The organism is Buchnera aphidicola str. Ak (Acyrthosiphon kondoi), from assembly GCF_000225445.1.
Classification (GTDB): domain Bacteria; phylum Pseudomonadota; class Gammaproteobacteria; order Enterobacterales; family Enterobacteriaceae; genus Buchnera; species Buchnera aphidicola_A.
Genome location: NC_017256.1, coordinates 201,050 through 223,494 on the forward strand (window position 1 = coordinate 201,050; position 22,445 = coordinate 223,494).

Below are 22,445 nucleotides of genomic sequence, written 5' to 3' on the forward strand. Positions count from 1 at the left end.
AAAATTCACCATTAATTATATTAATAATCAAACTATTATAAAGACTGTAATTAATCTTTCAAGACTGTTTGTTATTATAATATAATATACATTATTTTTATTAGGAATTTTTATTTAATGAAGCAACATTTCACTTGTATAGGTATTGTTGGACGTCCGCGTTATGCGAGTGCATTAATAACACATAAAAAACTTTATAAATGGTTGATAAAAAATGGTTATAAAGTTTTTATTGAACACACTGTTGCTAAAGAATTAAAATTAAACAATCCTAATACTGCTACATTGATTGAAATTGGTCAATTTTGTGATTTGGCAGTAGTTATAGGAGGAGATGGTAATTTATTATGTGCAGCGCGTGTTTTATCATTTTATAATATTAAAATTATCGGTATCAATCGAGGTAATCTAGGCTTTCTTGCTGATTTAAACCCTGACACCGGTTTAAAAAAATTATCGGAAGTATTATCTGGAAATTATTTATTAGAAAATCGATTTTTATTAGATGCACAAGTCTGTCAAAAAAAAATGATTTCGAGATCTAGCATAGCTATTAATGAAGTAGTTTTACATACAAAGCACTTGGCTCATATGATAGAATTTGAAGTCTATATCGATAATAAATTTTCTTTTTCTCAACGTGCAGATGGATTAATTGTTTCAACACCTACAGGTTCGACTGGTTATTCACTTTCAGCTGGTGGACCAATTATTTCAACTTCTTTAGATGCAATTGTATTAGTGCCTATGTTTCCACATGCCTTATCTACTCGTCCTTTAGTCATTCATAGCGATAGTATAATTTGTTTGAAATTTTCTAATGTTCAGACTAATTTAAAAATAAGCTGTGATAGTCAAATTATTTTAACAATTAAAAAAGGTGAATGTGTATTTATTCGAAGAAGTTGTTATTATTTAAATCTCATTCACCCTAAAAGTTATAATTATTTTAAAACTCTAAGTTCTAAATTAAGTTGGTCTAAAAAATTTTTTTAGAATAATTAATATTTTTTATTTATAAAAAATATTACTCAGATAGGAATAAAGAGTATTAATTATTTTTTATGTAAACTATAATAGGATATTATTATGAATAACTATGTCAAAATGCTATTGATAGTAATTTTTTTCTCTAGTTGTTCAATTTTAGATAACAAAAAATATGATTCTAATTTTTTAGAGGGAATAAATTTAAATCATAATGTATTGAATAAAAATTATATTGGGATGACAAGACAACAAATAGTTTATATATTTGGGATGCCTATTATTTCTGATTCGTTCAATGATGTATATCATTATTATGTCAATAATCCAAAAAATAACAATGTATTTCAAAAAAAAATGTTGAATTTTTATTTTAAAGATAATAAGGTTTTAAAGTTTAATTTTACATAGTTTTTTATAAAATTTTTTAAATATTACATAAATTTTTTTGGAGCTGGCGGGATTTGAACCCGCGTCCAAAATTTCTACGAATAAAGTACTACATGCTTAGTTTTTTCTTTTTTCAATTCATTACCTAATTTGGAAAAACTCATTTTAGGTATATAGCTTGAAAATTTACTTCGCGCTATCATCAAGCTTGATAGCTACGTTTTCTCTTATTTGACCTTCCTGTTTTCTCGTCCTAAGAGAGAGAGGCTGAGAAGGAAGGGCTTCATACAGTTTTTTAAGCTGCTAAAGCGTAGTTTTGTTTATTATTTGCAATTATTTTTTTACGGCTTTTATCGAGGCAAACCGTTCCTCGGCATGCACTTTACTTTGTTGATAATTTTGTCAAATCCAAAAGCAGCCCCTTTTTATAACAATGTAGTATTACAAAAAAAAATAATTTTGTCTATTAATAATTTTACAGTATTTTAATAAAACTTTTATTATAGATCATTGAAATACATATTTTATATAAATTTAAAAAATGGAAATTAATATGAACATTATTGAAACAATAAAAAAACAAATTAAAGATAATATTATTTTAATATACATGAAAGGTACTCCTGAATCTCCTAGTTGTGGTTTTTCTGCACAAGCAGTAAAAGCTTTATCAATTTGTGGGGAAAAGTTTGCTTATGTAGATGTTTTAGAAAATACTGAAATTAGAAATGAATTACCAAAATATGCAAATTGGCCGACATTTCCTCAATTATGGATAGATGGTGAACTAATTGGTGGTTGTAGTATTATACTTGAAATGTTAGAAAATGGTCAATTAAGAGAACTGATATCAAAAACAGTTAAAAAATACAAAATATAATATTTCAGAAAATATTAATATAAATAATATATATGAAAAATTAGATATGACATTAAATAAATAGTATTAAACTTTTAATCTTTATTACTAATGTCATATCTTTTTATTAAGAAAATATTTAATTATATACAATAGTTATATTTTTAATATTGGATTTATATATTATTAATATTGTTTTTTTTCATGTTAAGAGGCCATCCACCTAAACGTTTCCAACGATTTACTAATTCACAAAAAAGATCAGCAGTTTGCAAAGTGTCATAAAGTGCAGAATGGGCTTGATGATTATCAAATGACAAGCCAATAGCTTTACATGCTTTAGATAAAACTGTTTGACCGACTACTAATCCGCTTAACGCTGCTGTATCAAATGTAACAAATGGATGAAAAGGATTATTTTTTATTTTTACTCTTTGAATTGCTGCCATTAAAAAATTATGATCAAAATTAGCATTATGTGCGACAACAATTCCTCGACTGCATCCCTGTATTTTAATACCTTTACGTACCATTTTTAATATAGATTGAATTGCTATTTTTTCGCTAATTGCACCGCGTAATGGATTAAATGGATCAATTTTATTAAAAGCTATTGCATCGGAATTTATTATAGAACCTTTAAATGGTTCTACGTGAAAATGTAACATATTTTCTTTTTCTAACCATCCTGATTTATCCATTTTTAATGTTATTATAGCAATTTCTAATACTGCGTCAGTACTTGCATTAAATCCTGCTGTTTCAATATCTATAACAACAGGATAAAAAGTACGAAATCGATTACTTAATAAATTGAATTCTTGAATGGTAGACATCAAAATCTCATTTTTTAAAAAACTTTGTGTTTAATATAGTTAATTTTTATATTTTTACAATTTTAATTTTAGACACTTTTAAAATATGTATCATGATTCTTGCGAATAATTTAATAAGTGTACTATAATTTATAAAAATATTTAACATTAAATTGTCAATTTAACGTTTTTAAAAAAATAATACTATAATTTTATAGAAATCATCTTTAGGAAAATAAAATGACTTATACTCTTCCTTCTTTACCTTATTCATACAATGCATTAGAACCATTTTTTGATGAAAAAACTATGATAATTCATCACACTAAACACCATCAAAATTATATTAATAACAGTAATTCTATTTTAAAAAACACACCTTTTTCTTCATTATCTATTGACGAATTAATATCTATCTTTAATGAGATTATTGTAGAAGACAAAAATTTGTTACGTAATAATGCAGGCGGTCATATCAATCATAGTTTTTTTTGGACAAGTTTAAAATTAGGTACAGTTTTAACAAATGATTTAAAAATAGAAATAGAAAAACAATTTGGTACGATTGAAGCTTTTAAAGAAAAATTTGAAACGGTGGCACTTAATCATTTTGGATCTGGTTGGGTATGGTTAGTAAATCAAAATGGTGTTTTATCTATAGTTTCCACTATTAATCAGGATAATCCTTTAATGGGTAAATTAATATCTAATACATATGGTTATCCTATTATTGGTTTAGATCTTTGGGAGCATGCTTATTATTTGAAATATCAAAATAGACGATTAGATTATATTAAGTCTTTTTGGAATGTTGTTAATTGGGAAAAAGCTTCTGATCGGTTACAGAAATAATGTATTAGTTATACTAACGAGTATTTTTTTGTAGATAACATATTGTGTCATTATTTTTTTTGAATTTTTTTATCTTAAAAAACATATAATACGTATATTATATGTTTTTTAATATTTAGGTTGAAGGATATTTTTTGAATACCATTAAAATGATAGTTGGACTATCTAATCCAAAAATAGAATATCATAATACACGTCATAATGTAGGTTCTTGGTACATTTATTCTTTAGTAAAAAGTTGTTTAAAAAATCTAAAAAAAGAAAAAAAATTTCTCGGTTTTACTGCTTCTTTTAGTCTGGAGTCAAGTTATATTCGATGTCTTATTCCTGATATATTTATGAACATAAATGGTCATTCGGTGTTCAAAATGGCATCTTTTTATAATATTAATTTAAGCGAAATATTAATAGTTCATGATGATTTAGAACTTGATCCTGGGATTATAAAAGTTAAATATAGTTATGGACATAATGGACATAATGGTTTAAGAAATATTATTAGTATATTTAATACACAAGTCAATTTTTATCGATTTAGAATTGGTATCGGTCGTCCAATAAATCGTGATCAAATAGCTTCTTTTGTATTATCAAGTCCTACAAAAAAAGAGAAAACATTAATTCAAAAATCAATTTCACATGCAATAGAAGAAAATTTTATTTCGAATATTTTAACATTTTAATCGAATAAATATATTTTCTATTTTTCAAGGCGTATAAGATATGGGTTTTAAGTGTGGTATTATAGGATTGCCTAATATTGGAAAATCTACTTTATTTAACCTTTTAACTAAAGGGAATTCAGAAGTTGCTAATTTTCCGTTTTGTACTATTAAACCCAATATAGGTATTGTTCCAGTTTTTGATGAACGTATTAATAATTTAAATAAAATTATTTCTACTCAGAAAATAGTTCATGCATTTATAGAATTTATAGATATTGCAGGTTTAGTTAAAGGAGCGTCTAAAGGTGAAGGATTGGGTAATCAATTTTTATCTAATATACGAGATACGGATGCTATAGCTCATGTTGTTCGTTGTTTTAAGAATGATAATATTACTCATATTTATAATCGAGTTCAACCTACTAAAGACGTAGATATTATTAATAGTGAACTTATATTGTCTGATTTTGATCTTTGTGAAAAGACTATATTACATTTACAAAAAAAAAATTTATTAAAAAATAATGAAACAGAAAAGAAAATTAATGTTTTAAAAAAATGTATGGATCATTTAAAGAAGTTTTTAATGTTAAAAACTCTTAATTTAAATAAAGATGAAAAACAATTAATTAGATATTTGCGTTTTTTAACTTTAAAACCAACAATGTATATTGCTAATATTAATGAAGAAAAAGACTCTTTTTATTTTTTAGATCAATTAAATAATATGGCTAAAAAAGAAAGTGCTATAGTTGTGCCAATTAATGCAAGTCTAGAGTTAGATTTAATTCAAATGCGAAATGAAGAACAAAAATCTTTTATGCAAGAATTTAATATAAAAACTCTAGGTTTGAATAAAATTATTTCTTCTAGTTATAAATTATTAAATTTAATAACTTTTTTTACTGTAGGAAAAAAGGAAATTAGGGCTTGGGAAATTCTTAATGGAAGCACTAGTATTCAAGCTGCTCATAAAATACACAGCGATTTTAGCAAAGGTTTTATTAGAGCACAAATTATTAAATATGTAGATTTTATAAAATATAAAAGTGAAGCAAAAATTAAAGAAATGGGGAAATTTAGAACTGAAGGAAAACAATATTATATTCAAGATGGTGATATTATTCATTTTTTATTTAATATTTAAAATGATTAATTTTTATAATATTTTTAGAGAGGAAAACATTATTTATCCTCTCTAATACAATATTTACTTTTCTAATAAAAATTTTTTTAATTTACTAAAAATAGGATTGATATTGTGAGATAATAATGGAAGATCAATTCTATTTTTTAGTTCATCAGGTAACGAAATTTTATTTTTTAATATGTTTTCTACAGTATTTTTAAATTTAGCTGGGTGTGCAGTACCTAGAAATAAACCAAACTCATTCTTTTTTAATTGATCTCGTAATAATCGATATGCTATTGCAGCATGAGGTTCAGAAACATAACCTAATTTAAATAATTCTTGTAATGTTTCTTCTGTAGAATCATCCGATACGCTACCAAATCTAAGTTCTTTCAAATTCCATTTTTTTCGATTAAATAATTCTTCAATTCGAGTCCAATTATTAGGTTGACTAATATCCATGGCATTTGAGATTGTAGATACGGTTTTTTTTGGATGCCATGTACCATTTTTAAGAAATCTTGGTACTGTATCATTAGCATTAGTACATGCTATAAATGATTTAATTGGTAAACCAAGAGACTTAGACAATAGTCCAGCAGTTAAATTGCCAAAGTTTCCACATGGAACCGCTATAACTAAATTTTTTCTTTCTTGTTCTGAAATTAAAGAAAAAGCTTCAAAATAATAACAAATTTGTGCTAATAATCTGCTTATATTAATAGAGTTTGCAGAATTTAATCCTATTGATTCTTTAAGTTTCTTATCATTAAAAGCTTCTTTTACTAATTTTTGACAATCATCAAAACTACCGTTAATAGATATAGTTTTTATATTTTTACCTAATGTACAAAATAGTTTTTCTTGTAATTCACTAATTTTTCCTTTGGGATATAAAATAATTACTCGTACATTTTTCATTCCATAAAACGCATGTGCTACTGCTGCACCTGTATCACCTGATGTTGCAGTTAAAATAGTAACAGATTCATTTTTTTTATTTAGTGATAATATCATTTGAGCCATAAAACGCGCTCCAAAATCTTTAAACGCTAATGTTGGACCGTGAAATAATTCAAAGCAATGTATATCTTCTGTGATTTTTATTTTTAATGGAGCCTTAAATGAAAATGCTTGTTTGACATGTTCATATAGTTTTTCTTTAGATATCTCATGATAAATAAATTTAGAAAGTATTTCAGTACTGCGAGTAATAAAATCCATTTTTAATATTTTTGATAATTCTGTAGGTGTAATAACGGGTAATTCTACTGGAAAAAATAATCCTTGTTGCCGTCCTAATCCCAGTTTTACAGCTGTTTCAAAATTTACTTTTTCACTGTGATCTTTTAAATTATAAAGTTTCATTTTTTATCCTATTTTACGTACACCTTTTGAATCTAAAAAACAAATATGAACAAATCCTGTTTCATTTTGTAAATAATTTTCTGTTAACCATAAAGATATTTTTTGGGCTGTATGTATGTTGTCGGAAATAGAAAAAATCGTTGGTCCTGAACCAGATATCCCACAACTTATTGCTCCAATTTTTTTAATTTTTTCTTTAGCTTTTAAAAAATCAGGCAATAATTTAATACGATATGGTTCTGCTATGAAATCTTGCATTAATCGTGCTGCTAAATAAGGTTGTTGACTGTATGAAGCATGAATAAAACCAGCTAAATAACGACTATTTTTGATACAAATATCTTTTTTATATTTTTCTGGTAGTATTTCTCTTGCTTCTGAAGTTGGAACTTTTATTCCTGGCCAGGCTATTATCCAAAACCAGTTTTTAAAGTTTGGAATAGTTTGACTTATTATTTCAGAATCTTCTAATATGAGCTGTAGTCCTCCAAGATAAGATGGAGCAACATTATCATAGTGTATACTGCCTGATATTTCACCTTCTATTTCTCCCATCAGAAGTAATAATTCTTTTGAGTTTAAAGGTTTGTTACAAAGTTCATTCATAGCAACTAAAGTAGCTACTACTGAACAAGCACTAGAGCCTAATCCTGATCCAATAGGCATATTTTTTTCTAGTATAATAGAAACTGGAATATTTTTTTTTATAACATGGCAAAATTTTAACCAGCATTTCCAAACAATATTTTGTTGAGTATTTTTAGGTAATTTATCAGAAAATATGCCTTTGTTAATCAAGTTAAATTTCTTTGATAATTTTACTGTTACAAAATCGCCTAATAAAGCACCATTTATAGGTATAATTGCTGCACCTAAAATATCAAATCCCACTCCAACATTACCAATAGAAGCTGGTGCATAAATTTTAATCATTACTATGCTCCTGACGTTTATGATAGTGTACGCAGTAAGTCGGAAAATACTCCAGACGCTGTAACATTATTACCAGCACCATAACCTCTTAGTACAAGAGGAATTGGTTGATAATAATTAGTATAAAATGCTAATGCATTTTCACCATTTTTTACTTTATATAATGGATCATTAATATTAACTTCTTCAAGTTTTATAAAAAATTTTCTTTCTTGTTCTATTGTTGCAACAAATCTTAGTACATTTCCTGCTTCACGTGCTAGATTAATTTTTTTTAAAAAATGCGAATCTAGTTCTTCTAATTTTAATAAGAATTTATCAACATCTTCATGTTTTTTAAAAATATCTGGTAATAAAGGTTCAATTTTAACATCTTTTAGTTCTATATTATATCCAGACTCACGCGCTAAAATTAATAGTTTTCTTGCTACATCTATACCCGATAAATCATCAAATGGATTTGGTTCAGTAAATCCTAATTCTTTAGCTTCTCTAGTAGCTTGTGATAGTAAGATACCTTCTTCCAATCTTCCAAAGATAAAAGATAATGATCCAGATAATATTCCTTTAAAACGAATTAAAGTATCACCTGTTTTAAATAAATTTTGAAGAGTTTCTATGACTGGTAATCCTGCTCCAATATTGGTTTCATATAAAAATTTTTTATTTGTTTGAGCAACAGCATTCCTTATTTTTTTATAGTAAGTCCATTCACTAGTATTTGCTTTTTTATTTGAAGTCACCACATGAAAATCATGATAGATAAAATTGACATATTGTTCTGACAATGATTGATCAGATGTACAGTCAACAATGACTGCATTTGAAAAATTATTATTTTTTATCAAACTATTTAATAATTCTAAATTGAATTTTTTATTTGTTTTTTTAAAATTATTTTTCCAATTAGATAAATTATTTGTATCATCTAAAAATAATATTTTTTTAGAATTTGCGATAGCACAAATCTTAATTTCTACGTTTTTTTCATTTAGAAATGATTTTTGTTTTGATATTTGATCTAATAATGTACTACCAATTCCACCTATTCCTATCAAAAAAACATGGATAATTTTTTTATTACAAAATAGTATATTATGAACACTTTGAACACTTCGTAAAATATGTTCTTTTTTAATTACTAGTGAAATGGAATGTTTTGAAGAGCCTTGTGCAATTGCAAGAACATTAATTTTTGAAGAACCTAAAGCAGAAAAAATTTTTGATGCAATATTATATTTTTTATAAATTTTTGATCCAACAACTGTAAGAATAGATAAATTTTTTTTTATTTTAAAAGGATTTAATAATCTATCTTTTAATTCTAGTTGAAATTCTTTGTTTAATAAGTACAGAATTTTACAAACGTCATATTCAAAAACACAAAAATTAATTTTGTTTTCTGAAGATGATTGAGTAATTAATAATATTTTAATATCATTTCTTGATGTGATAGTAAATATACGCGGAATTATATTTCCTATATCTTTTACACAAGGTCCAGACACATGAAACATTCCTATTGCATCAAGATGAGTTACTCCTTTTAAAAAATCTTTTTCAGAATAATTTTCTTGGCAAATTAAAGTTCCAATAGATTTAATATTAGTAGTATTTTTAATAAAACATGGAATTTTAAATTGAGAAATTGGTTCAATAGTACGGGGATGCAGTACTTTAGCACCAAAATAAGATAATTCCATTGCCTCTTGATATGACATCGATTTTAATAAATAAGTATTTGAAATTTTTCTTGGATCCGAAGTAAAAACTCCGTCAACATCAGTCCAAATTTCACAACAATTTGCATCTAAACAAGCCGCTAAAACTGCAGCAGAATAATCAGAACCATTTCGTCCTAAGACTACTAATTCTTTTTTTTGATTGCCTGAAATAAAACCAGCCATCAAAATAATATCATTTTTATTAATATTTATATTGTTAATATTATTTTTAGATTTAGATATATCAACAGTTGAATCCAAATAGTTATTACCTATAGAAATAAAATTTTCAACAGGATTTATAATAGTGACACTATGATTTTTAGATTCTAATATGCTTTTCATTATAAAAACTGAAAGTATTTCTCCACGAGAAATTATAATTGCACGAATATTATCAGGACACTGTTTTAGCAATGTGACGCCATGTATTATATTTTTTAATTTATTGAATTCGTTTTTTATTATTTTTTCTACTTTTTGATAGGGAAAGTTAGATTGTATTTTGAAAATATTGTTTGTTAACTGAATAAATATATTTTCTGCAAGATGCATTGTTTCTAAAATTTGATTATTCTCAATTGTTTTTTCTACAATCGCAACTAGATAGTTAGTAACTTTAGCCGGTGCTGAAAGCACTACTGCAATTTGATCAATTTTAATATTTTCTTCTATAATATTAGCTACACATAAAAATTTTTCTGCATTAGCCAATGAAGTGCCGCCAAATTTTAATAATTTCATGTTTTATAATTCCTTGTATTTATGTCATAAAAAAACCCGCCTTCAGTATGAGCAGGTTTGTTTGAAGATTATCTGAGCCTACATCATGTCTAGTTATAATAATTAAAACAGCTATTCTAGTGAAGAGGCTATAAATAGAAATTAATGTTTTTTTATAAATACGTAAAATTTATTAATTAATTATATTAGCTTGTATCTTTTAAAACAATTTACATTTTTAACTAAAAATAATTTTTATTTAAAATACTCTAAAAGAAATTTTTTTGATTTTATCATAAATTAGATATGTTTATGTTTATAAAAAAATATTATACTAAAAAAGTATTTCTTTTATATTACAAAGGTATGTAGTATTTTTTTTAAATTTAATGTTTTATTTTATCTAATATCGTATTTTATAATGAGTTATAAAATATAACATAAATTATATTTTGATATAGATAGAATACATTTTTTTAATTATTTTAATTTTTGAAATAACTATTTTCTTTAATTTTTTTTATTTAATTAATTTTTATAACATAATGATCATTATTAGTGCAATAGTTAAAAAAATAAATATTTGACTTTTAATTTTATATTAGCTTTTTATTTGTTCAATATATTATATGATTTGAATAATATATTAGTATATTATTTTGCATTTTTAATATAATTCAATTCACATTAACCATTTAGTTGATATTATGAAACATACTCTTCAAGTTATCATTACTGAAAAAGAACTTGATATCCGTGTCCGAGAATTAGGTCAAGAAATTAATAAAAAATATAGAGACAGTAAAAATAAAATGATATTAATAGCATTACTACGTGGTTCTTTTGTTTTTATAGCAGATTTATGCCGTAGAATTAATATTAAACATGAAATAGATTTTATGACAACTTCTAGTTATGGAAGAGGTATGTTATCGAATGGAGATGTAAAAATTATAAAAGATTTAGATGAAGATATTTATGACAAAAATGTTTTAATTGTAGAAGATATTATTGATTCAGGAAAAACTTTAAGTAAAGTATTAGGTATTTTAAAACTTAGAAATCCAAAATCATTATCCATTTGTACTCTTTTAGATAAACCAGAATGTCGGGAAGTTGATATTAGTGTTGATTTTATAGGTTTTTCTATTTTAGAAAATTTTTTTATAGCAGGTTATGGTATTGATTATGCTCAATCTTACCGTTATCTACCATACATAGGCAAAGTAGTTTTTAAAAAGTGAAATGAAAAACAAAAATATTTCAATAAATGAGAAAAATTTTTTTATTATCAATCAAACGGGTTTTTCCCAACCATGCAGATGCTAGAAAAATAACTTCTTTGATTTTTTGTGATGGAGGTTCTAATGTTTGGGCATTGTATATATTAAATATATCAACAGAAAAGCCTTTTTTAATTAATAAAATTTTAGATGAGTGAATAATTTTTTTTCTGATATCACTATCTTCTTTTATGATTTTTTCGCATGTTTTTTTCATGATTTTATATAAATAAGGCGCTATTTTTTTTTCTTTAGTATTTAAGTTGTTATTTCTTGAACTTAAAGCTAGTCCATTTTTTAGGCGTATTATGGGTAAGCTAATTATTTTTATCGTATAATTTAGTTCTTTTACAAGAGTTTTTATTATTAATAATTGTTGATAATCTTTTTCTCCAAAAAAAGCAAAATCTGGTTGTATAAAATTAAATAATTTAGAAATGATTGTTGTAACACCTTTAAAATGTCCAGGTCGTGATCGACCTTCTAGAATTTTAGACAATTTAGGAACGACAACAAAGGTTTGGTTTTTTATACCATTAGGATATATTTCATTTATATCAGGGAAAAAAACTATATCTACATTTTGTTTCTGTAATATTACGCAATCTTTTTTAAAAGTTTGAGGGTAATTTTTTAGATCTAATAAATTATCAAATTGCATTGGATTAATAAAAATACTTACTATAATGATATCTGCATATTTTTTTGATAATAATATTAACTTGATATGACCATTATGCAAATTACCCATTGTAGGAACAAATCCTATTTTTTTATTTGTTTTTTTTAAAAGTATTATTTTCTGATGTAAAATTTTTATTTTTTTTATAATATACACTTTAACTCCAGATTTTTTAAAAACTATATTTTTTACCAGGATAAATGCCTTTTTCAACTTCATCTATATATTTTTTAATTGCTTTTTGAATACTTCCACTCTCAGAAAGAAAGTTTTTTGCAAAACTAGGTATTTTCCCTTGAGTAATACCTAATAAATCATGCATTACAAGAATTTGTCCGTCAGTATTTTTACCTGATCCTATACCTATAACTGGAATAGATAAATTTGCAGTTATTTTTTCTGCTAATTTTTCTGGAATGCATTCTACCACAAGCATTTTAATTCCAGATTCTTCTAATAAATACGCTTCATCTATTAATTTATTTGCGTCATTTTTGTCTCTTCCTTGAATTTTATATCCGCTTAAATAGTTAAAAGATTGAGGTGTTAAACCTATATGACCACATACTAATATTGATCTATTAGATAGTTCTTTAACAATTTCAACCAACCATTTTCCACCTTCTATTTTTATCATATTCGCACCAGATCTTATAATCTTCCCCGTATTTTTAAGAGTTTCTCTCGTGTCATAATAAGACATGAAAGGTAAATCAGACAATAAGAAAGTATTTGGTGCTCCTTTTCTAACTGCTTTTGTATGATATTCAATATCTTTAATTTTAACCGGTAATGTGGAAGTATGACCCTGTATAGTCATTCCAAGAGAATCGCCTACCAGTATTACTGGTATACCCTGATTAGAAAATAGTCTAGAAAAACTAAAATCGTAAGCTGTAATGGCTGCAAATTTTTTTTTTGTTTTTTTCCAATTTTGTAATTGGGAAATTGTAATACGTTCCATATTAACTCCATTTAATTATATTAAAAACCATATTATAATAATATATACTGCATTAAGAAAGGATGTTTGAATAAATTTTGCATAATTCAAACATCCTTATCTAATATATTTTGAATTATAAATTACCCAGTCATTTGCTTTTCTCTAATTTCTGCTAATGTTTTACAATCAATACAAAGATCAGCAGTAGGTCTAGCTTCTAAACGACGAATTCCGATTTCAATACCACAAGAGCTACAATAGCCAAAATTTCTTTCTTTAATTTTTTTTAAAGTAATTTCAATTTTTTTAATCAATTTTCGACTGCGATCACGATTTCGTAAATCTAGACTAAATTCCTCTTCTTGCGTAGCTCGATCAATAGGGTCTGGAAAATTTGTAGCTTTATCTTGCATGTAGAGTAGAGTATGGTTAATTTCATCTTTTAATTGATTTTTCCATGTCGCAAGAATTTTATGAAAATGTAATATTTGATCTTTATTCATATATTGTTCATCTATTTTTCTTTGATAAGGTTGTAAACCTGCAATAGAAAGAACATTTAAAGATGATGTTTTTTTGCTTTTTTCCATAGTTCTCTCCGAGATAATATTTTTATTAAATATTGAACATAAAGAAAAATTATAAGTAAAATATTTAATTTATTATATCGTTTTTATATTTTTAAATTTAGTAAATATTTTTTTTAAGATATATTAAATATAATTTTTTATTATTTTTTTTGTATAAATAAACCATTATAATAAATTATGTTAACATAAACTATAATTAAATATTTTTTTATGTAATTGAATCTATTTTAAAATATATATTGTTCTGTATAAAACAACATAATTTTATTGTTTTAGTTAATATTCATTAATGGAACTTTTTTTAAATGGCACTTAATAATATTAAAAGATTCGCTTTAGGAGTTGAATATGATGGAAGTTTTTATCATGGATGGCAGCGTCAAAAAAGAGTGTCTAGCATTCAAGAAGAAATAGAACGAGCTTTATCTATAATTGCAAATCATAAGATAGATGTAATATGTGCAGGTCGAACTGATGCTGGAGTTCATAGTATCGGACAAGTTATACATTTCAGCACTACAGCTGTTAGAAAAAAATCGTCTTGGTCAATAGGAGTCAATAGTTATTTGTCTAAAAATATTTCTATTGTATGGGTAAAATCAGTTCCAGAAAGTTTTCATGCTCGCTATAGTGCGATTACACGCTCTTATCGTTATATAATATATAATTATAGCTTTCGTTCTGCTATTTTTCAGACTAAATTAAATCATGTTTATAGGAAATTAAATGTAAGTAAAATGCATTCTGAAGCACAATTTTTATTAGGAGAACACGATTTTACATCTTTCAGAGCACTCGGTTGTCAATCATATTCTCCTTATAGAAATATTAAAAAATTAAATGTTTTTCGTTTTAATCATTGGGTAGTAATTGATATTACAGCTAATTCTTTTTTACATCATATGGTTAGAAATATCGTTGGTTCTTTAATTGAAGTTGGAATGTCTAAAAAAAAAGAATTTTGGATGAAAGATTTATTAAGAAAAAAAGATAGAAGTTATGCAGGAGCTACTGCACCAGCTCAAGGTTTATATTTAGTATATGTAGAATATCCTTCATATTTTAATTTTCCGAGATCAGCATATACTTCTACATTCTTTGAATAAAACAAGTTAAAATTATTTTTTATTCATTGATTTATACAAAGAACTTTTCGATAAACTTCAAGGAAGTTATTAATGTATATAAATATAAAAAAAAAAGAAAAATTTTGATAAAAATATTTTTATTTATATTAATTTTATTTATCTTTTATGGATTGTATTTGTATATTAAGATAGATCGAGCAATCAATGGAAAAGTATGGAGTTTTCCTACTTTAATATATGGGCGAATAGTTAATTTAGAACCAGGTAGTTTATATTCTCAAAAAGAAATATTAAATCTTTTAAAAAGTACAATGTATAAAAAAGTAGATTTAGTTATGTTACCAGGAGAATACAGTGTAAAAGATAATACTATCGAATTCATACGACGTTCTTTTGATTTTCCTGATACTAGAGAAGGTGAGTTTCATATACTTTTATTTTTTAATAAAAATGTATTAACAAAAATAAAAAATGTTGAAAATAACCGTGATTTTAATTTTTTTCGTTTAGAACCTAAATTAATTGCTATGTTAAAATCACCTGAAGGTAAAAAACGCATATTTATTACAAGAAATAAATATCCAGAAATGTTAGTTAAAACACTATTGGCCATCGAAGACAAATATTTTTATGAACATGATGGTATTCATATATCTTCTATAGGTCGCGCTTTATTAGTAAATACTATAGCTGGTCGTACAATTCAAGGCGGAAGTACTCTTACTCAACAATTAATAAAAAATCTATTTTTAACAAATACTCGTTCAATATTAAGAAAAATTAATGAAATGTATATGGCTTTGATTTTAGATGGTTTTTATACAAAAGATCGAATTTTAGAACTCTATTTAAATGAAGTTTATTTAGGACAAGATGGAGATGAACAAATTCGAGGGTTTCCTCTCGCTAGTATTTATTATTTTGGTCGACCAATCGATGAATTAACTTTAGACCAATATGCTTTATTAGTTGGAATGGTAAAAGGCGCATCTTTATATAGTCCTTGGACTCATCCTAATATTGCACTAAAAAGAAGAAATTTAGTTTTATTTTTATTATATCAACAAAAATATATCACAAAAAAAATTTATAAAGATTTATCTAAGCGATCTTTAAATGTTAAACCTAAAGGAAATGTTATTTCACCTCATCCTTCTTTTATACAACTTGTTTCTAAAGAATTCAAAAAGAATATTAATAATTCAATTGAAAACTTTTCAGGACTAAAAATATTTACAACTCTTGATACTATTTCGCAATATGCAGCAGAAAAAGCTGTAAAAATAGGAATACCTATATTAAAAAGAAAAAAAAGACTAAAAGATTTAGAAGTTGCTATGATAGTTATAGATAGATTTACTGGAGAAATTCAAGCAGTTATTGGAAGTTCTAAGCCAGAATTTAATGGTTATAATCGTGCTTTAAAAGCTCGTCGTTCCATTGGTTCTTTATCTAAACCAATAACATATTTAACTGCTTTATCACAACCAAAAAAATATAATTTAAATACTTGGATCTCTAATGATCCTGTTTCAATTAAGTTAGATAATGGCAAATATTGGATACCAAAAAATCATAGTTTTCCTTTTAGTAGAAAAGTAATGTTATTAGATGCTTTGATTAACTCGATTAATATTCCCACAGTTAATCTTAGTATAGATATAGGTTTAAAAAACATAGTTAATACTTGGTTGGATTTAGGTGTTTCTAAAAGTCAAATTACTGCTTTTCCATCAATATCTTTAGGTTCTATTAATTTAACACCTATTGAAATAGCACAAGTATTTCAAATTATTGCTAGTGGAGGTTATAAGTCGACATTATCATCAGTCAGATCAATTATATCTGATGATGGTAAAGTATTTTATCAAACTTTGCCTCAATCAAAACATATAGCTTCTTCTGAAGCTTCTTATTTAATACTTTATGCTATGCAACAAGCAGTTAATAGTGGTACAGCAAAGACATTAGGAATCTTTTTTAAGAAGTTTTCTTTAGCCGGTAAAACAGGGACTACTAATAATTTAGTTGATAATTGGTTTGTAGGTATTGATGGAAAACAAATTGTTATTACTTGGATAGGCAGAGATAATAATAAAACGACTAAATTATATGGTTCTTCTGGAGCCATGCAAATTTACAGAAGATATCTTCAGTATCAACGTCCAATCTCACTAGTATTAAAACCACCGAAAAATATTCATATATTTTATATGAATAATCTAGGAGACTTATATTGTGAAAAAAATAATGAATACAATCGAATTTTACCAATATGGTCTATAAAAAATAACAAAATTTGCAATCCTAAAAATTTATTAGAATATTTTTTAACAAAACAGAAAAGGAATTTTTTATTTTGGTTAAAAGATTTTTTTTAAAATAAAAAATAAAATTTTTATTGAATTGTTTCTTAATTTAAAGATTTTAAATATGAGAATTTATAGTATGTTAATTAAATTTTTAACTAAAATATTTAGCAATCGTAACAATCGTATTTTAAAAAAGTTTAAAAAAATAGTATTGTCTATTAATAAATTAGAACAAAATCTCGAAAGATTATCAGATAAAAAACTGAAAGAACAAACAGAATTATTTCGTTTACGATTAAGTAATGGTGAAACTTTAGATGATATCTTGCCCGAAGCTTTTGCCACAGTTAGAGAAGCTAGTAAGCGCGTTTTTGGTATGCGTCATTTTGATGTGCAAATTCTTGGAGGGATAGTTTTAAATAAACAATGTATTGCAGAAATGCGGACGGGTGAAGGAAAAACTTTAACATCAACATTGCCAGCTTATTTAAATGCGTTAAGTGGAAAAGGTGTGCACATAGTAACTATGAATGATTATTTAGCTGATAGAGATGCTAAAAAAAATTCTCCGTTATTTGAATTTCTTGGTCTAACAGTAGGTTTAAATTCATCTGAAATGTCTTTTTTTTCTAAAAGAAAAGCTTATTTTTCTGATATTACCTATGGCACAAACAATGAATATGGATTTGATTATTTACGTGACAATATGGTTTTTTCTCCTGAGGAAAGAGTACAAAGAGACTTAAATTATGCATTAGTAGATGAAGTAGATTCAATTTTGATAGATGAAGCAAGAACACCTTTAATTATTTCAGGACCATCAGAAGATAGCTCTGAATTGTATAAAGAAATCAACAAAATTGTTCCTTTCTTGGTTTCTCAAAAAAAAGAAGATTCAGACTTTTTTCATGGAACAGGACATTTTTCTATTGATGAAAAATCAAAACAAGTGCATCTAACAGAAAGAGGATTGATTGAAGTTGAAAAAATATTGTTTGATAAAAAATTGATGAATATGGGTGAATCATTATATTCTTCAAATAACATAATATTAATGCATCATGTTTTATCTGCACTTCGTGCTCATAAATTATTTGTTCGAGACGTTGATTATCTTGTAAAAAATAATGATGTGATTATTGTAGATGAACATACAGGTCGTACTATGCCAGGAAGAAGATGGTCCGATGGATTACATCAAGCAATAGAAGCTAAAGAGAATGTTCCTATAAAAAATGAAAATCAAACTTTAGCATCTATTACTTTTCAAAATTATTTTCGTTTATACAAAAAAATATCTGGTATGACAGGTACTGCTGAAACTGAATCTTTTGAGTTTAGTTCTATTTATAATCTAGACACTATTGTAATACCAACAAATAAAACAATGATACGTAAAGATTTGCCTGATTTAGTATATATTACTCAAAAAGAAAAAATCAACGCTATTATTAAAGATATACAAAACTGTATAGCATTAAATAGACCGGTGTTAGTTGGTACAGTTTCTATTGAGAAATCAGAAATTATTTCGAAAGAATTATTGAAATTAAACATTAATCATAGTGTTTTGAATGCTAAATTTCATGCTAAAGAAGCAGAGATTATAGCACAAGCGGGTAAATCTAAATCAATCACAATTGCTACTAATATGGCTGGTAGAGGCACAGATATCGTTCTTGGTGGTAATTTAGAAGTAGAATTAAACCGATATAAAAATATTTCTTCTACTGATCTTCATAAAATTAAAAAAAAATGGCAAAAAGAACACGATTTAGTTGTTTCTGCTGGAGGATTACATATAATTGGCACTGAACGTCATGAGTCGCGCCGGATTGATAATCAACTAAGAGGTCGTTCTGGTCGTCAAGGTGATAGTGGTTCTTCACGTTTTTATCTTTCTATGGAAGACTCCTTAATGCGAATTTTTGCGTCTGATAAAGTTATTCATATGATGCGAAAATTAGGAGTATCTACGAATGAAGCTATTGAACATCCCTGGGTGACAAAAGCTATAGAAAATGCCCAAAAAAAAGTAGAAAATAGAAATTTTGATATTAGAAAACAATTGTTAGAATATGATGATGTTATCAATGAACAGCGTAGTGCCATTTATTCTCAACGTAATAAATTAATTGATACTAAAGATATAAAAATAATAATTTTTGATATTTTAAAAGACGTTTTGAAAAAAAATATTATTTTATATATTCCTAAAAATACAGTACAAGATAAATGGAATTTGATTGATTTAGAAAAAAAATTAAATATAGATTTTCATTTAAACATACCAATTTTAGATTGGTTAAATATAGAACCTCATTTACAAGATAAAAAAATTATAAAAAAAATAATTGATTTTGCAAAAATTAATTATGAAAAAAAAGAAAAACTAATTGGTTCAAATAATATGCGTATGATAGAAAAGATTATTATGTTACAAACATTAGATTCACTTTGGAAAGAGCATTTATCAGCTATAGATTACCTTAGACAAGGCATTCATTTACGTGGTTATGCTCAAAAAGATCCGAAACAAGAATACAAACGAGAATCTTTTAATATGTTTTCTAGCATGTTAGACTTATTGAAGTATGAAGTAGTATTATTTCTCAGTAAGATTAATTTATCTTATGCAAAAAAATATATAGATTTAAATAGACACTTAATATTAACTCCTAGTAATCCTAAAATTAGTCGAAATGCATCTTGTATATGTGGTTCAGGCAAAAAATACAAGCATTGCCATGGTAGTTTATAAAGTTTTATAAATATGAAAAAAATAGTGATATTTTTTATCAAAGAGATGTATTTTATGCATTCTATAGAAGCAGCAATTGGGATTATTTTAAAAAAAAATAAAGTTTATATAACTAGAGGTAAATACAATGAAAATACATGGGAGTTTCCTGGTGGAAAAGTCAAAAAACATGAAAATGTCATACATGCATTAAAAAGAGAATTATTAGAAGAAGTTGGAATTATTATATTAAAAAGTAGTTTTTTCCAATATGTGGAGGATATCAGTCTTGAAAAAAAAATAAAATTATATTTTTTTTTAATAACAAAATGGAAAGGTCACCCTTACAGTATTGAGGGATATTCTTATCGTTGGATATTTTTATGTAATTTAAGACCTCTTGACTTTCCACCAGCTAACCATAATATTATAACTTCCCTTAAAAAAAATATTAATATTTAAATTTCTTTATTATAAAAATATTTATATTTTCAAGAGTTATTTAAACATCAAAAACTAAGTATATTGAATATCTTAGTAAAATTTTGTTAAATAGTTTTTTTTGGTATCTGTTGTTTTTTTTTTATGATATTTATTTGATAAATATGAATAAAATAAATTAAAATAGTGAATATACAGATGTATTTTTTTCATGTCTTTTCTATTAACAATAATATCATCTGAAATAGAAATTCTTTTTTTTCTAGTAGTCTGTAATGCAATAATTTTTTTAGCCTCTAAAAAACTAATTTTATCTCTTTTAATTATACGTCTTATTTGTTCTTTTACAGAAGTATCGACTAAAAGAATCCGATGTGCTTGTTTTTCTAATTTTTTTTCAATTAATAAAGGCACTACCCATAAACACCAATTTGATTCTGCATTTTTTATTTGATATTTAGTTTCTTTATAAATTTTAGGATATAATAGATTTTCTAACCACAAACGATCGTTTTTGTTATTAAAAATATACTTTCTAAGTAACATTCGATTAATCGAATTATCTATATTTAGTATTTTTTTCCCAAATTTTTCTTGAATAGAAAATAATATTTGTAAATCAAATTTTATTATTTTTTTTGCGATGATATCTGTATCGATAATATCAATACCTATTTTTTTAAATTCATTAGAGAGAGTAGTTTTTCCACTACCAATACCTCCAGTAAGTGCTACAATATAAGTCATAATGTTTTAAATTTTCATTATCAGTATTGCAAGTTTAAATTAGGATAATAATTTCATGAGAATTGAAGAAGATATTAAATTAGGTTTTAAAGACGTATTAATTAGACCAAAACGTTCTATATTAAAAAGTCGTGCTCAAGTTAATCTGGTTCGTAGTTTTTCTTTTAAGTATTCTTCTAACATATGGTCCGGTATTCCTATTATTGCAGCAAATATGGATACAATAGGTACATTTGAGATGGTAAAGTCTTTATCACAATTCAATATACTAACAGCAGTTCATAAATATTATTCTTTTGAAGAATGGAAAAATTTCATTCAATTATCTTCTAAAGAGGTATTAAATCATGTAATTGTGTCCATTGGAACTTCTAATACAGATTTTTTAAAAATTAAAAAAATTTTTTTATTGTCTTCCGAGTTGAAATATATCTGTATTGATGTTGCAAATGGTTATTCTGAGCATGTTGTTTCTTTTTTAAAAATAGTAAGGAATTATTTTTCAGATAAAATTATTTGTGCTGGAAACGTTGTGACTGGAGAAATGGTTGAGGAATTAATACTTTCTGGGGCAGATATAGTTAAAGTAGGAATTGGTCCAGGTTCAGTATGTACTACACGAGTGAAAACTGGTGTTGGTTATCCTCAACTTTCTGCGATTATAGAATGTGCTGATGCAGCACATGGATTGAGTGGACAAATTATCAGCGATGGAGGGTGTACTGTTTCTGGGGATATTGCTAAAGCATTTGGAGGTGGGGCCGATTTTGTCATGTTAGGAGGAATGCTTTCAGGTCATCAAGAATGTTCAGGAGATATAATTGAAGAAAAATCAAAAAAATATATGATGTTTTATGGTATGAGTTCTATTTCTGCTATGAAACGTTATGAAGGTAAAATTGCAGGATATCGTGCATCTGAAGGTAAAACTGTTAAAATACCTTTTCGTGGTAGTGTAGATACTACAATACGTGATATTCTAGGAGGATTACGGTCTTCTTGTACTTATGTTGGTGCAGAAAAATTAAAGGAACTGACAAAAAGAACTACATTTATACGAGTGACTGAACAAGAAAATTGTATTTTTAACATTTTTAAAGAATAAATAATATTAATTTTAAAATTTTTTTATACATTTTAAGATCAATAAAATTAAATATATTTATAT

The 22,445-nt window shown here is 25.6% G+C and carries 20 protein-coding genes and 1 other RNA gene; 12 read left to right on the forward strand and 9 right to left on the reverse strand.

All coding sequences use genetic code 11. The features are described 5' to 3' along the window. The first annotated feature begins 117 nt into the window (after positions 1–117). Positions 118–996: an NAD(+) kinase gene (gene nadK, locus BAKON_RS00945; RefSeq protein ID WP_014499343.1), complete on the forward strand. Its 879-nt coding sequence runs from the start codon at positions 118–120 to the stop codon at positions 994–996. Positions 997–1,089: 93 nt separating this feature from the next. Next, the gene (locus BAKON_RS00950; RefSeq protein ID WP_014499344.1) at positions 1,090–1,398 is read left to right on the forward strand and encodes an outer membrane protein assembly factor BamE; all 309 of its coding nucleotides are present in this window, start codon (positions 1,090–1,092) and stop codon (positions 1,396–1,398) included. Positions 1,399–1,433: 35 nt separating this feature from the next. Here BAKON_RS00950 and ssrA read toward each other — a convergent pair. Then, positions 1,434–1,799: a transfer-messenger RNA gene (ssrA, locus tag BAKON_RS03185) on the reverse strand. A gap of 131 nt (positions 1,800–1,930) precedes the next feature. On the opposite strand from ssrA, the gene grxD reads away from it, so the two are divergent. After that, positions 1,931–2,257, forward strand: a complete 327-nt coding sequence (grxD, locus tag BAKON_RS00955) for a Grx4 family monothiol glutaredoxin (protein ID WP_014499345.1) — start codon at positions 1,931–1,933, stop codon at positions 2,255–2,257. A gap of 155 nt (positions 2,258–2,412) precedes the next feature. Here the strand turns inward: grxD and rnt are convergent, their stop codons facing one another. Continuing rightward, the gene (gene rnt, locus BAKON_RS00960; protein WP_014499346.1) at positions 2,413–3,072 is read right to left on the reverse strand and encodes a ribonuclease T; all 660 of its coding nucleotides are present in this window, start codon (positions 3,070–3,072) and stop codon (positions 2,413–2,415) included. Between the two features lie 219 nt (positions 3,073–3,291). On the opposite strand from rnt, the gene BAKON_RS00965 reads away from it, so the two are divergent. The 3 genes from BAKON_RS00965 (at position 3,292) to ychF (ending at position 5,715) form a co-directional block, all read left to right on the forward strand. Beyond that, positions 3,292–3,903, forward strand: coding sequence for a Fe-Mn family superoxide dismutase (locus BAKON_RS00965; RefSeq protein WP_014499347.1), 612 nt, complete (start codon positions 3,292–3,294; stop codon positions 3,901–3,903). A 149-nt stretch (positions 3,904–4,052) separates the two neighbouring features. Next, positions 4,053–4,586, forward strand: a complete 534-nt coding sequence (gene pth / locus BAKON_RS00970; protein WP_014499348.1) for an aminoacyl-tRNA hydrolase — start codon at positions 4,053–4,055, stop codon at positions 4,584–4,586. 40 nt (positions 4,587–4,626) lie between these two features. Next, positions 4,627–5,715, forward strand: a complete 1,089-nt coding sequence (gene ychF / locus BAKON_RS00975; protein WP_014499349.1) for a redox-regulated ATPase YchF — start codon at positions 4,627–4,629, stop codon at positions 5,713–5,715. A 63-nt stretch (positions 5,716–5,778) separates the two neighbouring features. Here the strand turns inward: ychF and thrC are convergent, their stop codons facing one another. From thrC to thrA, 3 genes are read right to left on the reverse strand one after another with little or no spacing between them, the layout of a single operon-like run. Next, the gene (gene thrC / locus BAKON_RS00980; RefSeq protein ID WP_014499350.1) at positions 5,779–7,068 is read right to left on the reverse strand and encodes a threonine synthase; all 1,290 of its coding nucleotides are present in this window, start codon (positions 7,066–7,068) and stop codon (positions 5,779–5,781) included. A gap of 3 nt (positions 7,069–7,071) precedes the next feature. Beyond that, positions 7,072–8,001 carry a homoserine kinase gene (gene thrB, locus BAKON_RS00985; RefSeq protein WP_014499351.1) on the reverse strand — a complete coding sequence of 310 codons (930 nt, stop codon included), beginning with the start codon at positions 7,999–8,001 and terminating at the stop codon, positions 7,072–7,074. A gap of 17 nt (positions 8,002–8,018) precedes the next feature. Continuing rightward, positions 8,019–10,469: a bifunctional aspartate kinase/homoserine dehydrogenase I gene (gene thrA, locus BAKON_RS00990; RefSeq protein WP_014499352.1), complete on the reverse strand. Its 2,451-nt coding sequence runs from the start codon at positions 10,467–10,469 to the stop codon at positions 8,019–8,021. A 686-nt stretch (positions 10,470–11,155) separates the two neighbouring features. On the opposite strand from thrA, the gene hpt reads away from it, so the two are divergent. Next, complete coding sequence (gene hpt, locus BAKON_RS00995) at positions 11,156–11,692, forward strand: hypoxanthine phosphoribosyltransferase (RefSeq protein WP_014499353.1); 537 nt, start codon at positions 11,156–11,158, stop codon at positions 11,690–11,692. Positions 11,693–11,711: 19 nt separating this feature from the next. Here the strand turns inward: hpt and panC are convergent, their stop codons facing one another. The 3 genes from panC to dksA all read right to left on the reverse strand — a co-directional run bounded on the left by panC (position 11,712) and on the right by dksA (position 13,949). Further along, complete coding sequence (gene panC / locus BAKON_RS01000; RefSeq protein ID WP_014499354.1) at positions 11,712–12,569, reverse strand: pantoate--beta-alanine ligase; 858 nt, start codon at positions 12,567–12,569, stop codon at positions 11,712–11,714. Positions 12,570–12,585: 16 nt separating this feature from the next. Beyond that, positions 12,586–13,377, reverse strand: coding sequence for a 3-methyl-2-oxobutanoate hydroxymethyltransferase (gene panB, locus BAKON_RS01005; protein ID WP_014499355.1), 792 nt, complete (start codon positions 13,375–13,377; stop codon positions 12,586–12,588). 122 nt (positions 13,378–13,499) lie between these two features. Next, positions 13,500–13,949 (reverse strand): RNA polymerase-binding protein DksA, encoded by a 450-nt coding sequence (gene dksA / locus BAKON_RS01010; RefSeq protein WP_014499356.1) that lies wholly within the window; start codon positions 13,947–13,949, stop codon positions 13,500–13,502. A gap of 305 nt (positions 13,950–14,254) precedes the next feature. Here dksA and truA point away from each other — a divergent pair, with 305 nt between their 5' ends. From truA to BAKON_RS01030, 4 genes are all read left to right on the forward strand, one after another. Continuing rightward, entirely contained in the window at positions 14,255–15,055 is an 801-nt protein-coding gene (gene truA / locus BAKON_RS01015; protein WP_014499357.1) for a tRNA pseudouridine(38-40) synthase TruA, read from the forward strand. Between the two features lie 68 nt (positions 15,056–15,123). Continuing rightward, positions 15,124–17,418, forward strand: a complete 2,295-nt coding sequence (mrcB, locus tag BAKON_RS01020) for a penicillin-binding protein 1B (protein ID WP_044005657.1) — start codon at positions 15,124–15,126, stop codon at positions 17,416–17,418. 67 nt (positions 17,419–17,485) lie between these two features. Next, entirely contained in the window at positions 17,486–20,110 is a 2,625-nt protein-coding gene (gene secA, locus BAKON_RS01025; RefSeq protein WP_014499359.1) for a preprotein translocase subunit SecA, read from the forward strand. A gap of 54 nt (positions 20,111–20,164) precedes the next feature. Beyond that, entirely contained in the window at positions 20,165–20,551 is a 387-nt protein-coding gene (locus BAKON_RS01030; protein ID WP_014499360.1) for a (deoxy)nucleoside triphosphate pyrophosphohydrolase, read from the forward strand. A 72-nt stretch (positions 20,552–20,623) separates the two neighbouring features. On the opposite strand, the gene coaE is transcribed toward BAKON_RS01030, so the two are convergent. Beyond that, positions 20,624–21,277 carry a dephospho-CoA kinase gene (gene coaE, locus BAKON_RS01035; RefSeq protein WP_014499361.1) on the reverse strand — a complete coding sequence of 218 codons (654 nt, stop codon included), beginning with the start codon at positions 21,275–21,277 and terminating at the stop codon, positions 20,624–20,626. Between the two features lie 55 nt (positions 21,278–21,332). On the opposite strand from coaE, the gene BAKON_RS01040 reads away from it, so the two are divergent. Further along, positions 21,333–22,382, forward strand: coding sequence for a GMP reductase (locus BAKON_RS01040; protein ID WP_014499362.1), 1,050 nt, complete (start codon positions 21,333–21,335; stop codon positions 22,380–22,382). Positions 22,383–22,445 lie beyond the last annotated feature (63 nt).